General features: G+C 39.1%; 14 protein-coding genes. 3 read left to right on the forward strand and 11 right to left on the reverse strand.

Translation table 11 applies throughout. The features are described 5' to 3' along the window. Nucleotides 1-70: 70 nt before the first annotated feature. Genes L2567_RS13635 through L2567_RS13645 form a run of 3 tightly spaced genes read left to right on the forward strand, consistent with a single transcriptional unit; the run spans nt 71 to nt 3,734 of the window. A complete protein-coding gene (locus L2567_RS13635) occupies nt 71-1,387 on the forward strand; it encodes a cryptochrome/photolyase family protein (protein ID WP_235298346.1) in 1,317 nt (438 codons plus the stop codon). 40 nt (nt 1,388-1,427) lie between these two features. Then, complete coding sequence (locus L2567_RS13640) at nt 1,428-3,053, forward strand: tetratricopeptide repeat protein (protein WP_235298347.1); 1,626 nt, start codon at nt 1,428-1,430, stop codon at nt 3,051-3,053. Between the two features lie 9 nt (nt 3,054-3,062). Beyond that, nucleotides 3,063-3,734 (forward strand): DUF3108 domain-containing protein, encoded by a 672-nt coding sequence (locus tag L2567_RS13645; RefSeq protein WP_235298348.1) that lies wholly within the window; start codon nt 3,063-3,065, stop codon nt 3,732-3,734. Here the strand turns inward: L2567_RS13645 and L2567_RS13650 are convergent, their stop codons facing one another. The 11 genes from L2567_RS13650 to L2567_RS13700 all read right to left on the reverse strand — a co-directional run bounded on the left by L2567_RS13650 (nt 3,735) and on the right by L2567_RS13700 (nt 13,606). After that, nucleotides 3,735-4,958 (reverse strand): DUF481 domain-containing protein, encoded by a 1,224-nt coding sequence (locus L2567_RS13650; protein ID WP_235298349.1) that lies wholly within the window; start codon nt 4,956-4,958, stop codon nt 3,735-3,737. It abuts the gene before it with no gap. 29 nt (nt 4,959-4,987) lie between these two features. Next, nucleotides 4,988-5,545 carry a pyridoxamine 5'-phosphate oxidase family protein gene (locus L2567_RS13655; protein WP_235298350.1) on the reverse strand — a complete coding sequence of 186 codons (558 nt, stop codon included), beginning with the start codon at nt 5,543-5,545 and terminating at the stop codon, nt 4,988-4,990. 5 nt (nt 5,546-5,550) lie between these two features. Then, nucleotides 5,551-6,153, reverse strand: a complete 603-nt coding sequence (locus L2567_RS13660) for a TPMT family class I SAM-dependent methyltransferase (RefSeq protein ID WP_235298351.1) — start codon at nt 6,151-6,153, stop codon at nt 5,551-5,553. 33 nt (nt 6,154-6,186) lie between these two features. Further along, nucleotides 6,187-7,167: a porphobilinogen synthase gene (hemB, locus tag L2567_RS13665; protein WP_406626695.1), complete on the reverse strand. Its 981-nt coding sequence runs from the start codon at nt 7,165-7,167 to the stop codon at nt 6,187-6,189. Between the two features lie 102 nt (nt 7,168-7,269). Beyond that, on the reverse strand, nt 7,270-8,004 hold the full coding sequence (locus tag L2567_RS13670; RefSeq protein WP_235298353.1) for a uroporphyrinogen-III synthase: 735 nt from the start codon (nt 8,002-8,004) through the stop codon (nt 7,270-7,272). Nucleotides 8,005-8,023: 19 nt separating this feature from the next. Then, nucleotides 8,024-8,350 (reverse strand): 2Fe-2S iron-sulfur cluster-binding protein, encoded by a 327-nt coding sequence (locus L2567_RS13675; protein WP_235298354.1) that lies wholly within the window; start codon nt 8,348-8,350, stop codon nt 8,024-8,026. A gap of 7 nt (nt 8,351-8,357) precedes the next feature. Next, nucleotides 8,358-9,374, reverse strand: a complete 1,017-nt coding sequence (locus L2567_RS13680) for an NAD(P)/FAD-dependent oxidoreductase (protein ID WP_235298355.1) — start codon at nt 9,372-9,374, stop codon at nt 8,358-8,360. Continuing rightward, on the reverse strand, nt 9,361-10,101 hold the full coding sequence (locus tag L2567_RS13685; protein ID WP_235298356.1) for a phosphoadenylyl-sulfate reductase: 741 nt from the start codon (nt 10,099-10,101) through the stop codon (nt 9,361-9,363). Before L2567_RS13685 ends, L2567_RS13680 begins: the two co-directional genes overlap by 14 nt. Continuing rightward, nucleotides 10,101-10,703, reverse strand: coding sequence for a precorrin-2 dehydrogenase/sirohydrochlorin ferrochelatase family protein (locus L2567_RS13690; protein WP_235298357.1), 603 nt, complete (start codon nt 10,701-10,703; stop codon nt 10,101-10,103). Before L2567_RS13690 ends, L2567_RS13685 begins: the two co-directional genes overlap by 1 nt. Next, on the reverse strand, nt 10,660-11,433 hold the full coding sequence (cobA, locus tag L2567_RS13695; protein ID WP_235298358.1) for a uroporphyrinogen-III C-methyltransferase: 774 nt from the start codon (nt 11,431-11,433) through the stop codon (nt 10,660-10,662). Before cobA ends, L2567_RS13690 begins: the two co-directional genes overlap by 44 nt. 40 nt (nt 11,434-11,473) lie before the next feature. Next, nucleotides 11,474-13,606, reverse strand: coding sequence for a nitrite/sulfite reductase (locus L2567_RS13700; protein WP_235298359.1), 2,133 nt, complete (start codon nt 13,604-13,606; stop codon nt 11,474-11,476). Nucleotides 13,607-13,860 lie beyond the last annotated feature (254 nt).

The raw sequence follows: 13,860 nt of genomic DNA on the forward strand, positions 1-13,860 counted from the left end.
CATTTTTCATTTTACTCATATATTACGAACAAGTAATGCTTCCATTGAATAATAATACTAAAATTAATAGATGGCCAAAGTGAATTTTTTCTGGTTTCGAAGGGATCTCAGACTTCAAGACAATGCAGGATTATACCGTATTTTAAAAATGGAAAAAGAGGTCATCCCTGTATTCATTTTTGACAAGGAAATTCTGGACAAACTGGAAGACAAGAGGGATGCAAGAGTAGAATTTATCTACAATACCATTTCCCAAATTAAAGCGGAATTAAGGGAGCTAAACTCAGATATTATTGTAAAATACGGTTACCCGCTTGAAATTTGGAAAGACCTGTTAGAAGAATTTGATGTCCATTCTATTTATACCAATAGAGATTATGAAACCTATGCTAAAGATAGGGACAAGCAGGTAAAAGAGCTTATTGAGTCTAAAGGTGGTATTTTCAACGATTATAAAGATCATGTACTATTTGAAAGCACTGAAGTCAGGAAGGATGACGGTGATCCTTACATTGTTTTTTCTCCCTACAAGAAAACCTGGCTTTCTAAAATTGACAATGGAAAAGATGATTTTTTTCTAAAGTCTTATCCTTGTGAAAAATACTATGACGGTTTTAAAAAGAACATTGATTTCAAAATGATCACTCTCGAAGAAATGGGTTTTCAAAAAAGCAACATTGACATACCACCCAAAACTGTAAATCAGTCCACCATCAAGGAATATGACAAGAAAAGAAACTTCCCTGCAATCGATGGTACTTCACGTCTTGGAATACACTATCGGTTTGGTACGATAAGTATTCGGGATAAGGCGCGAAAGGCCTGGGACCTCAATGAAGTTTACCTGAGTGAATTAATCTGGAGGGACTTTTATTCGCAGATTCTGAATGAATTCCCGCACGTAGAAGAGGAAGCTTTTCGAAAAAAATATGATCGCATTGAATGGAGAAATAATGAGGAGGAATTTGCTGCATGGTGCGAAGGGAGAACAGGTTATAAGATCGTGGATGCGGGAATGAGAGAGTTAAATGAAACTGGATATATGCATAACAGGGTCAGAATGATTACGGCCAGTTTTTTGACAAAACATCTACTGATTGATTGGAGATGGGGCGAGGCCTATTTTGCTAAAAAGCTATTGGACTATGATCTCGCGAGTAATAATGGAGGTTGGCAGTGGGCAGCGGGAAGTGGCACCGATGCTGCGCCGTATTTTAGGATTTTTAATCCTTATACTCAAATCAAGAAGTTTGATAAGAACCTGGAATACGTGAATCAGTGGGTGCCTGAACATGATACTGATGATTACCCGAAGGAGATCGTTGAGCACAAAGCGGCCAGAGAACGATGTCTTAAAGTATACAAGGAAGCTTTAAATCAATCCTAGCAACTGTTTAAATTTTTGTAATTTAGGAGAAATTTTTGTTATGAAACATCTTCTACTCCTGACCATCATTGCATTCACATTCAGCGCTTGCAACCAGCAAAATCAGAAAGCACTGGAAAACTCGGATTCCTCTCTTGGCGTCCTGGAGCATGATTTTGATATCAGTGCAGCAGCTCAAGAGGATTTTGAAAAAGGGTTACTGTTGATCCATAGCTTTGAATATGATGATGCGTTGACGGCTTTTCAAGCTGCGAAAGAAAAAGATTCTACAGAAGTTATGGCCTATTGGGGTGAGGCCATGTCCCATTATAAAGCTTTGTGGGGATTACAGGACAAGAGGGCTGGCTATGCTGTAATAGAACAATTGGGTCTGAGTAGGGAAGAGCGTATGGCTAGTATTGAGGATCCATTGGAGAAGGATTTTTGGGAAGGTGTAGAAATTCTCTATGGTGATGGAAGTTTGAAATACAGAAATGCTGCATTCAATGATCATATGGAAATGCTTAGTAAAAAATACCCTGGAAATCAGGAGGCGAGAGCTTTCTTTGCTTTGAGTACCATGTGGGATGACGATTCAGAAGAGAAGGACATTGAAAAAGGAAAAAGAGCAGCAGCTGTAGCTCAAGGAATTCTGGAGGAAAATCCATTGCACCCTGGTGCTCTCCACTACACCATACATGCATACGATAATCCGATTAATGCCCATAAGGCGATGGATCAGGCGAGGGATTATTCTAAAGTTGCACCAGATGCTTCACATGCTTTACATATGCCATCACACATTTTTCTGGCTCAGGGAATGTGGCCTGATGTTGTAGCCTCTAATGAGGAGTCATATGCTGCAAGTGTCAGAAGAATGGAGCGTTTAGGACTGACCGATGAAGCCAGAGGATATCATTCATATGCCTGGTTACACTATGCTTATCTGCAGCAGGGCAGAGTAGAGGAGGCCACTCGATTATTAGCTGACATTGCCCAATACTTTGAAAATACGCAGTCAAAAAGCATCAGATCTTATATTGCCTCTATGCAGGCAGCCCAGCTTTTCGAAACGGGTCAATGGCCAGAGCAACTTGAGGTGTTGGATGTGGATAAATCCGACTTAGGCTTAAGTGCACAGTACAGTGAAGCTCTATTCGATGCTCAGATGGCTTATCATAAAGGAAACAATACAGATTTGGAGGCCATCATTGACCATCTTAAATCTGAAATCGAAAAAGGCAAATTGTATGTTTCACAAGACAAAGCTTCGATGTGTAGTGCTGGCCCTTCCAGATATGCTCCGAATGAGGAAGCTATCAAAGAGTCTGAAGCAGTTCTCCATCAAATTTATGCACTAAAAGCCAAATTGGAGTCATCTGAGAAAGATGTCGAGTCTTTCCTTCAAAAAGCGGTGGCACTTGAAGCAGATACAGATTATTCTTTCGGGCCCATTGATATTCCTTTACCTAGTTTTGAAAGATACGGCTATTGGCTGATCGATCATGAGCGTTATGAAGAAGCTCTGGACCAATTCGAAAAGAGCCTAGAGCGAGCGCCTAATCGTCGAAACGCAATGATGGGAATGAAAATAGCGTACGAAAAATTGGGAGATCATAGTAAAGCTTTATCGATAGAAAAGGATATCAAAGATTTTAGTATGGGCAATTCATCTTCACCACTATAAAATTAAATCATGAAATTTTACTTTATTTTATTTCTTTCAATGGTCTGTCTTACACTCAGTGCACAGTCAGAATGCAGTGATTACTATCCCTTTCAGCAAGGCACAGAGACTGAGTTAACGACTTACGATAAAAAAGGAAAGGTAGCAGCTGTTGTAAACTATAAGGTGTTAGAAGTTAGCGGTGGTTCTGTAACCATGCAATCACAGGTACTTGATAGCGAAGGTGAGGAAATAGCTCAGAGCGAATATGAAATGAAATGTGATGATGATGGAATCTTAATTGATATTCAGGCTCTTTACAGTCCCTCTTTGATGTCTCAATATGAGAATATGGAAACAAGTATCAGTGGAAGTGAGCTGTCCTTACCCAATGATCTGGAAGAGGGAGATGAGTTAGAAGATGCCGAAATGTACATCACAGTGAGTATGGGAGGAATTGATATGAATGTGGATGTATCGATGACAGACAGAAAAGTTATAGGAAAGGAGCAAGTGACCGTTCCTGCCGGCACATTTGACTGTATCGTAATCGAATACACCTCCAGTATCAAAATGGGACTGGAGAAAAAAGGATCAGCCAAACAATGGATTGCTAAAGGAGTGGGATTGGTCAAGCAGGAGGATTACAATAAAAGGGGCAAAGTGACCAGCTCTACTGAATTAACCAAATTTCAGCCATAATTACAATCTGGTATTTAATATATTGTTGAAAGCTGAGCCAAAAGTGTAACTAAGGCCAACGAACCCCCTGATCTGGAAGTCGGTAGCAATTTGCTTTTGCTGGAGTAAAATATCTTCCAGAGACGCATTTCCACTTGGGAGATTGATCTGGTCTCTGATTAATGAAAAGTCTGCGGACAATCTTAAAGACAGACCCTTGAATATTCGAATGTTTAAATAGCTGTCCAGAGCCACTCTGTTTTTGGTGATATCAGTAATGAATGTTCTGGCCAATAAACTTGCAAAGATATCTCCCCAGGGCTGACGAAATCTAATATTTACACTTAAAGAATGCCTGAATACATCCTCAGTGACTTTGTCAAAAATGGTTCTTTCAATATATTGATTATTCAGATACCCAATTTTATAGGCAAAGGTGATTTCTCTTCTGATCACTTCTTCATAAGGAAAAATGTTATACTCAAGCGCTGGTTGAATATAAGTGGCCAGCCCAATGTTACTGTAGGTGTTGTGATTAAGACCTGTAAAGATTCCACTAGACCAATGATTATTGATACTTTTCACCACACTCCCTCGTAGGTAATAGCTTTCTCTGACACTTAGGAATTCATCGCCGTCATTTTGATATTTGATTTCGGCACGATCAAAACCAGCATCACCTCTCAGCCTCCATTCTTCAGTAACACGGTCAACTTCAAAATCTACCTCATATCTAAAAGAACTTCGATTACTTTCTTTATCTCCGTTTCCCTGAGCTCCTATTTCGAATATCCAGTTATTCCATGGATCCTCTTCAACTGTTTTGTTAATGATTGTAACAGTATCGCTAGGAATGATAAATTCAATCCTGTTGGCCAGATCAGTATCTAATAGATAGTATAAAATCCCTTGTTCAATTTTCTTCTTTAGAAGTTCTCTGATCTCATCATTAGACATCGTATTTGTTGTGGAAAATGACAATTCGCGAGGCGCACCTTCGTATTCGTTTCGCCCTCTAAAAGTAATATCATAATTGGCGCCACCACCACCATTTCTGATCGCATTCACAAAAATCTGAACATCGGACAAATCTTGATCCCTTACGTGATTGAGGTAAGAAAGTTCTTGCCTCAAATAGCTCCTGTCACAATCACAGTCGATAAAAACCTTTAAAGACTCGGATTGTCCAAAAAGATTGTGTGTTAGGAAAAGCAAAAATGCCAATGCGTATAGTTTCGAGACCATAATTTATTTCGATAATGAACCTGTGACTACTAATTCGAGGAGTGGTCGATTAAAATATTTGTTTTATAGCCGTCTAGACTAGATTGATTCTTTTCTTTCCAATATTCCTTAATTCCAGATTCCCCTTTATTCTTTGCCCAGTCTTTCAATATGGACCTATCCTGTTGGAAATCCATCAGCGGCACGGCAAATCCGCAAGAGGTCTGAACGAGATCAATTTTCATTCTAAATATTTGGCGGGCACCTTCCGTATCGCCAAAATTCTTGATAAGCTCTTTAAAGGCGTCATTCCTGGGGTGTAGGATTTCTGACTGTCCATATAGTCGTAGGATCAATGGTTTACCTTCAAAGGCACAGAACATGATGGTCATCCGGTTGTTCTGAAGGATATGGGCTGCGGTTTCATTTCCGCTACCTGTTAAATTCAGCCAAATCAGCTCATTCGGACCAGTAACTCTTAAAGTATCCATACCTTTTGGAGATACATTAACCCTTCCATCAGAAGCTGCTGTCCCAACGAAAAAAATATGCTGTTCATTGATAAAATCAGTAAGCTTTTCTGTCAATGAATCCAATTGCTTAGCCATAAGGATTATTTTTTTTCGAAAATACCAAATAATTCATTACCGGATCTTGGAGTTATTGAGTTATGGCAATTTTCAAAGGTATTTATTCTAAAATAAGGCTTAAAATAAGTCAAATATTCCTCCTTATTTCCACCAAATGGACGGCTGCTTACTCCTTTAATGTAAGGGTGTTTGAACCAAACGCCTACCAACTTGCCTCCTGGCAACAATAGTTCGTACATTTTTTCTGCGTATCGGGATCTATCAATCTCTTCTGGATCGAAAGAGCAGAAGAAGGTCTGTTCAATTATTAGATTGTATTCTCCCTGATGTTCAAAAAAGTTTCCATGAATTATTTGATTGGAAGGAAAATCTGGGTTCCTTTTTTGAAATGATAGCAAAGGCAGTTTGGAAAGATCGAGAATGAATGTGTTTGTGAAACCGTTTTGCCATAGATACTCTGCTTCGTAAGCATTTCCAGCCCCGGGAATAAGGATGCGAATATTTTTGTCTTCTATTTGATCGACGTAAGCTTTAATAGGAGTAGAAGGGTAGCCAATATCCCATCCTGTAGAACCTTCCTGATATCTATTATTCCAAAAGTCTTCTTCGTTATGGTCTTTTCGCATTTTTACCGATTGACTATAATCTGTTGATATAACCTAAGACTGAAATCCGTTTTGATGCTTTAAAAAGTCCTTTGCGAAGTAGGATATGATCAGATCAGCACCCGCTCGCTTGAAACTAAGAAGGAGTTCATGCACCAATTTTTTTTCGTCTATCCAGCCTTTTTCTGCAGCAGCCTTGATCATGGAATATTCTCCACTGACATTGTAGGCAACCAATGGGATATCAAAGGCAGCATCTAGTTTAGTTATAATATCCATATAACTCATGGCTGGTTTGACCATGATAAAGTCTGCACCTTGATCAATGTCAATTTGTGTCTCTACAATAGCTTCTTTGCTGTTGCCCGGATCCATCTGGTAAGTGGATCGATCACCCTGCTGTGGAGCTGAATCAGCTGCTTCACGAAAGGGGCCATAAAAAGAAGAAAAATATTTTGCAGAGTAAGACATGATGGAAGTCTCGATCAGATGTTCTTTGTCAAGTGCAGTCCTTAATGCCTGAATCTGGTTGTCCATCATGGCACTAGGGGCTACGGTGTCTACTCCTGCATTGGAACAGGACACCGCCATCTTTGCAAGAACCTCTAGAGATTCATCATTCAAGACCTTACCATGGTCGAGAATTCCGCAATGTCCATGGTCAGTATAACTGCAAACGCAAATATCCGCAATAAGCCAGACGTCCGGAAATTTTGATTTTATGGCACGGGTAGCTTTTTGAACGATGTTATTCGTATCATAAGCCTTGGTAGCTCTGGCGTCTTTTGTGGACGGAGTACCAAATAAGATGAAAGCCTTGATGCCCAATTGGGTACATTCTTCAATTTCCTTCAGGATTAGGTCAATACTTTGTTTAAAGATACCGGGCATGGAGGAAATTGTGATTTTTTTTTGATCACCCTCTACTACAAACAATGGGTAAATCAAATCATCCGCCTGTATATTATTTTCTCTTACGGCAGATCTTACTGAATCTGTTACACGCAACCTTCTTGGTCTTCTACTCATAATGATTTATATGTGACGCGAAGATAAATGATTACAATTGGATCAACTTAATTGTTTGTAATGATTGGGTAATTTCGAAAGGAAGAAGTTGCTTTATAACAACGCAAATCATCTGGCTGATTGCACGATGGCATCTAACATTCCTTGAAAAGTGTGGCTTTCACCTACCATTGCTTCCTGATTGAAACTAGCAAGAATGGAATCAGCAGTCGTTGTTCCTATCGCCGCAAATTTCACGTGACTGGGAACGTGAAGCCTGTATTTTTCCAATTGTGTGTTAAACGAATCAACAGCAGAAGGGCTGCAAAAGCTGATAATGTCTGGAGATGTGGCAAATAGATGTTGCCAATCTTCTAATGCGTGAAAATATGAGACCGTATGGTAAACCTCAACTTGCATAAATAATTTGGCCTTGTCCTTTAAGACTTGCAACGTTTCGTAGCGACTCAAATTCCCTCCGATATAACAAATGCTTTCCTCAGTTGTAGAAGGGAGTTCTTTAGCTAAAATGAGAGATGTATAATGGGAAGGAATGAAGTCAATTTCATATCCATAATCTTCGACGAGTCCAGCGGTTTTAGGACCAACGCAAGCTATTTTATGATTATTGAGGTTGATTATATTTTCACTTTGGTCAAAAAAGGATTTAACACCATTTTGGGATGTAAATATTAACCAGTCGTAATTTTCTTCGATTTCATACTTGACTTGATCGGTCAAAGTTTGATAAGCAAAATCAATCAAGGGAAAATCTATCCAATTAATTTGAGGATATCTTGTTTTGATTTCTGCCAAATTATTTTCTGCTCTGGTCAATACAACGGTAGATCTATTTCCATTCATGGTTTTTCTTGATTTTATCCTATTCGCTCCCTAAATGGGCCAATCTTACTTTCAATCCATGAATGTCCTCAGTTACCTTGATCTGGCATCCAAGTCTGGAGTTGTCCTCCACAAACAAAACCTGGTCCAACATAATTTCTTCATCTTCTGAAGGTTCAGGAAGCTCATGATCACTTTCCACATACATGTGACAACTCGCGCACAGAGCCATGCCACCACAAGTGCCGTCTACATCTAAATCTGAAGCTTTGCAAACTTCCATTAGATTTAAATCAATATCCAAAGGAATTTCTATATCGTGCAGCTCACCTTCTCGATCTGTAAGGTGTATTGTAATTTCGTCCATCAATCCATTAAAATGCATTCACGCCCTGAACAGTCGTGTATTTAAAACTTAGTTTTTTATCAGGGTACATGTATTTGAATGCTGATTGCACCGCCAAAGTTCCCTCATGGAAGCCACAAAGTATTAATTTTAATTTACCTGGATATGTATTAATATCACCAATTGCATAAATACCTGGAATATTCGTAGAGTAATCTGTGGTATCAACCTCAATCGCATTCTTACTGATATTCAATTCCCAATCAGCGATCGGTCCAAGCTTTGGCGACAGTCCAAAAAGAGGTATGAAATTGTCAGCTGGTAGTTTGATTTGACCTTCTGTCTTATGATTTAAAATCACTTCCTTCAACACTCCATTACCGTTCAACTCCTTAGCTTCGGTATCTGTCAGCAGATTGACTCTGCCCTGGCCTGCGAGAACAGCGACTTTTTCTGCGCTATCGATGGCACCCCTAAAACTACTTCGCCTGTGTACCAGTGTCACCTCTTCGGCTACATCTGCTAAAAAGATGGTCCAGTCTAATGCAGAATCTCCGCCCCCTGCGATCACAACCTTTTTATTTCGATAGACTTCAGGATCTCGGATGATATAATCCACGCCCTTGTCTTCATATTTTTCAAGGTTTTCAAGGGCCGGTTTTCGAGGTTCAAAACAACCTAAACCTGCGGCAATGGCAATGGCCTTAGCTTTTATAATGGTACCTCTTGAAGAAGTGACCATGAAAGAACCATCGTCAAGTTTTTGTAAAGCCTGAGCTCTCTCACCTAATGTAAAGGTCGGTTTAAATGGCTCAATCTGTTTCATTAAATTGTCAATCAGGTCTCCAGCTAAAATAGAAGGATATCCGGGGATGTCGTAAATAGGTTTCTTGGGATAGATTTCGGCACATTGACCACCAGGAATAGGTAGTGCATCAATCAGGTGACATCTCATTTTTAATAATCCAGCTTCAAAAACGGTAAACAGACCAACCGGTCCTGCTCCTACAATTAGCAAGTCAGTATCTACACTATTTTGACTCATTTAATTCTTTTTTATTGGTAAAATAATGAGTGTGTAAGCCACACTCGGTTTTTTCTGAATCCGCCCACCTTCCATTTCGCCCTTTGCCTTTAACTGTGCAATGAGTGCATCCTACAGAACCATAACCGAATTCTGCCAATGGATGTTTAGGTAATCCAAAATAATTCATTTCGTATAAAAATTGGCCTTCTTCCATATCGATCATCGGATGAAACTTATATAAGTCTCCATGAGGTGCAAAGATACCTAAATCTGATCTGAAATCAGTTTGAAAACCTAGCACACCTGAAACCCAAATCTTTTTTCCTTTTTTAACCTTATCAAGTGGTGCAATTTTATTGATGGCACAACACATTTTGGGATGATCATTCCACCATTCTTCTTCGAATGTAAGAGCATGTTCCTGCTGTAGAGGTTGAATTTCTACAATTTCTAAGCCAAACCGCTCAGAAAGTTGATTTTTATAGATAATGGTTTCTTCAAATAGATAGCCGGTATTGATAAAATGAACCTTTTGTTTTGGGTTAACTTTGCTCAATAAGAATAGCAAATAGGAAGAGTTGGTACCAAAAGAGGAAGTGAAAAGTATTTCATCTTCGTCAAAATATTGGTAAAGCTTCCTTAGTCTTTCTTCCGGATTTAAATTCTCAAAAATGCCATTGTACTTACCTATTGAAAACCGCTCAAAATCAAAACGCTCTTCCTTTGTCTCCTTACTAGAAATCATCAATTCTTAAATTCTTTTAGTTCAATCATACTTTTAGTCAAATCGTTAAGGATTTTGACTTTTTCTTCAAAATTTCGCTTCAACTTGCCGCGAAAGGCATGTAAGTTTTGTAACAATTGGTTGGTATCTTCTGGAAATACTTCTTCGAAAACCTGCCTAAGTCGTTTAGCCAGGGTAGGGGATTTGCCATTAGTAGATATAGCAATTTTAAGATGCCCTTTAGTCACGATGGATCCCAAATAAAAATCGCAAAGGTCTGGAGTATCTGCCACATTTACAAGTTTTCCTTTGGCTTTTGCCACTTTCCAAACCTCTTTGTTTAAAGATTCAATGTTGGTTGCTGCGATCACGAGATCGTATCCTTCAACATCTTCATCTGAAAATTCTTTCTGTTCAATCTTGAAACTGGTCTCATAATAACCTTCCATCATCGCCCAAATACGATCATTGATTTCTGGTGCTACGATCTTTACATGGGTGATGGGGCTGCTTTTTAACATGAAAAACAATTTTTCATATCCCACTTCACCCGCACCAACGACAAGTACTTTCAGTCGGTCAAGCCTGAAAAATACCGGAAACAACTGATTTTTCTGTTGCATTCTCTACAGTTTTAGAATGTTCTAAATAAGCATTTACTACCTCTCCGATATAGATTATCGCAGGGGTAGCAATGCCAGCTTTGCTAACTTTCTCTCGAATCTCATTTATTGTACCATAGACCGCCTTTTGATGACAAAGCGTTCCATTTTGAATAACTGCTATTCCTAGATTTGCTCTATTAATTTCAAGATACTTTTGAACTATTTCATCAAGCTTTCCCAAGCCCATTAACACTACAACTGTACCTTGAAGATCTGTGGCTTCTAAAAAGTCCTTACTCAAGTTTCCATTTTTACCTACAGCGGTGACAACATGAAAACTACGACTAATATTTCTTAGCGTGACTGGTAGTCCATTCCAGGCGCTCACTGCAGTAGCACTGGACAAACCGGGAATAATTTCTACCGGAATCCCTAATTTTTCTGCATGTATTAGTTCTTCGAATCCTCGTCCGAAAACAAATGGATCTCCTCCCTTCAGGCGGACAACATGACCGATTCTTACAAAATCGATTAGTTTGTCATTGATTTCTTCCTGCGTTGCGAAATGTTTTGCAGCTCGTTTTCCTACAAAAATTTTCAATGCATGAGAAGGAGCTTCAGCAATAAGTGCTGGATGAACCAATGCATCATACAATAAGACATCTGCTGATTGAATGGTCTTCAAACCTCTTAAGGTAATCAGATCCGGATCTCCTGGTCCAGCTCCAACGAGTGATATTTTATTCATTGAGTCTTGTTGCATGTTTCTTTCCTTTAAGCCAATTTGATTATGCATTGTAGTAGCTTGCTGTGACCAATAAATCGTCAGGACTCTGGGTTTTATCTGATCTTACTGCATGAACCTTTTGATTAAAAGCTGAAGCGTCTTCAAGATATTTGACAGCAAATTCCTGATCCGCATTTTCTGTCTTCATTCTCAATACATATTCTGGAAAATTTGATTCTTTTGCCCAAAGAGGGTCTTGTCCATAGTGTGTTTGGAAATCTTCCAGAATTTTAATGTGGGTATTGCACTTCACATCCTTAGCAAGGAGAAGCGCCTTAGCTCCTACTATAAATGAAGTGTATGCATGATAGATGGCTTCTGAATACTCACTGATCTCTAATTTTGCCCAGGCACTTTCTAGTTTTTCATCTGAATCTTTAACGATCGAAGAAAGCATGTCCAATGCTACACCTGCGCATTCACCCACTCCAATAGCTTGTACATATTCTTCCTCATGTCCCCAATCCAGAAAATCTAAATTGGTCAGGCTATCTTTGTCCGCCAGGTCTTTAAGTAATTCGTAAAAATATTTTTTACCTAATCGTACGGCATATTCTGTAAAGTGCTCGTCGATTTCAGCCACTTCATGGTAGTCATTTAGAAGTATGCTGATGGCTTCAGGGATTCTCTTCGTAGGTAACTTAATGATCTTTTCGGCGATATACGCTTTATGTCCCACCACACCGCCACCTAACACTACCTGCATAGCGGGTAGAATTCGACCATCGACTTTAATTGAACTTCCATGAAGTCCTATACTGGCGGCCATGTGCTGTCCGCAGGCATTCATACAGCCACTAATTTTGATGCTGATATCTTCATTTATTAAGAAAGCCTCATGTGTTTTTTTGATGTGATTTTCAATTTCTTCAGCCAATCCAGTAGAATTGGTTACGGCCAGATTACACGTGTCGGTACCCGGGCAGGCTGTTACGTCTAAAATGGTTTCAGCCCCAAAGTCCGCAAGACCTATGATGTTTAGCTCATTGTAGATTTGCTCAATGTCCTGAGCCGCTGCAAATCTCAATAAGATTCCCTGGTGAACAGTAAAGCGGATGTCATCTGCAAAATATCGTTTGACAATTTTAGAAAGCGCACGCGCTCTGTCCGATGAAATATCTCCAAGCCTGATTTTAATATTAACTGAATAGTAATCTGTACCTTTTATTTTTTTGAGATTGGTTTGTTTCCACAACTCAAATGCTCTATCGTCGGTAGCTTTCAGCTCATAAGGAATGGCTTGTTTTTTGGGCTGGGGAGCCTGCCATAAGTCTTCAGCAATTTCTATTTGCTGAGCAGGTAATGCTTTGAGTTCTTCATGAATAAGTCTTAATAATTCTTCCTGCCCAAAGCTCTTGAGTAAGAACTTCATTCTGGCCTTAAATCTCTTTTCCCGCTCTCCATATCTATCGAATACACGAATGGCTGCTTCCATAAAGGGTATGATCTCCTCAGTCGATATAAACTCACTGATGGTTGCAGCTTCCATTGCTTGTGCACCCAATCCTCCTGCTAATAGTAGTTTAAAACCACGCTGTCCCTTATTAATTCTGGGTATAAAGCCAAAATCATGAAAGTATGTAAAAGCTGAATCCGCATCGCTGGATGAAAAGGCAATTTTAATTTTCCTGCCCATTTCCTGGCAAATGGGATTTCTTAAAAAATAGTTGTAAACACCAACGACATATGGTGTAATATCAAAAAGCTCTTCAGGGTCGATGCCCGCATTAGAAGATGCTGTAATATTTCTGACAGTATTTCCACAAGCTTCTCTTGCATTCATGCCAACGTCAGCCATCAATTCCCAAACCTTAGGAGAATTTTTAAGCTTGACATAGTGAAATTGAATATTTTGCCTGGTTGTAATATGCAGATTGCCGGTTGCATATGCGTCAGAGATGTCAGCAAGTCTGTACAATTGATCGGCTGTAACATGTCCAAATGGAATTTTGGTTCTAAACATATGGACACCCAGTTGCCTTTGACCGTAAACGCCTCTTGTTAGTCTATAATGTTTGAATTTGTCTTCATTCATTTGACCTTTTTTGAATTGCTCAATTTTGAACTTAAGCTCATCTACATCAGCGTTGGCCTCTGCAATAAATTGTTCTTTTGTTCTACTCGTTACTGACATTATCCTAATTTGATTCAAAAAAAAATCCCTTCGAAATTTCATCTCGAAGGGATTTTAGTATACTATATAAATACATTAAAGATCCGATCCAGATGAATCATTCATCATGCAACAACAACAGCACATCATTGCTATTCTTATGGTCCCGGCTTTAAATGTAATATCATTCATAATTTATTCGTCTCTTGCTTTAAGACATGACAATATTGTGCCAATTAATTCATAATTCCAAAGATCAGGCGAAGTTTTAACAA

It is taken from the genome of Portibacter marinus (assembly GCF_021533195.1).
Taxonomy (GTDB): domain Bacteria; phylum Bacteroidota; class Bacteroidia; order Chitinophagales; family Saprospiraceae; genus Portibacter; species Portibacter marinus.

Coding starts and splice junctions, on each gene's coding strand:
- L2567_RS13635 (WP_235298346.1), top strand. CDS start 71: ATGGCCAAAGTGAATTTTTTCTGGTTTCGAAGGGATCTCAGACTTCAA.
- L2567_RS13640 (WP_235298347.1), top strand. CDS start 1,428: ATGAAACATCTTCTACTCCTGACCATCATTGCATTCACATTCAGCGCT.
- L2567_RS13645 (WP_235298348.1), top strand. CDS start 3,063: ATGAAATTTTACTTTATTTTATTTCTTTCAATGGTCTGTCTTACACTC.
- L2567_RS13650 (WP_235298349.1), bottom strand. CDS start 4,958: ATGGTCTCGAAACTATACGCATTGGCATTTTTGCTTTTCCTAACACAC.
- L2567_RS13655 (WP_235298350.1), bottom strand. CDS start 5,545: ATGGCTAAGCAATTGGATTCATTGACAGAAAAGCTTACTGATTTTATC.
- L2567_RS13660 (WP_235298351.1), bottom strand. CDS start 6,153: ATGCGAAAAGACCATAACGAAGAAGACTTTTGGAATAATAGATATCAG.
- L2567_RS13670 (WP_235298353.1), bottom strand. CDS start 8,004: ATGAATGGAAATAGATCTACCGTTGTATTGACCAGAGCAGAAAATAAT.
- L2567_RS13675 (WP_235298354.1), bottom strand. CDS start 8,350: ATGGACGAAATTACAATACACCTTACAGATCGAGAAGGTGAGCTGCAC.
- L2567_RS13680 (WP_235298355.1), bottom strand. CDS start 9,374: ATGAGTCAAAATAGTGTAGATACTGACTTGCTAATTGTAGGAGCAGGA.
- L2567_RS13685 (WP_235298356.1), bottom strand. CDS start 10,101: ATGATTTCTAGTAAGGAGACAAAGGAAGAGCGTTTTGATTTTGAGCGG.
- L2567_RS13690 (WP_235298357.1), bottom strand. CDS start 10,703: ATGCAACAGAAAAATCAGTTGTTTCCGGTATTTTTCAGGCTTGACCGA.
- cobA (WP_235298358.1), bottom strand. CDS start 11,433: ATGAATAAAATATCACTCGTTGGAGCTGGACCAGGAGATCCGGATCTG.
- L2567_RS13700 (WP_235298359.1), bottom strand. CDS start 13,606: ATGTCAGTAACGAGTAGAACAAAAGAACAATTTATTGCAGAGGCCAAC.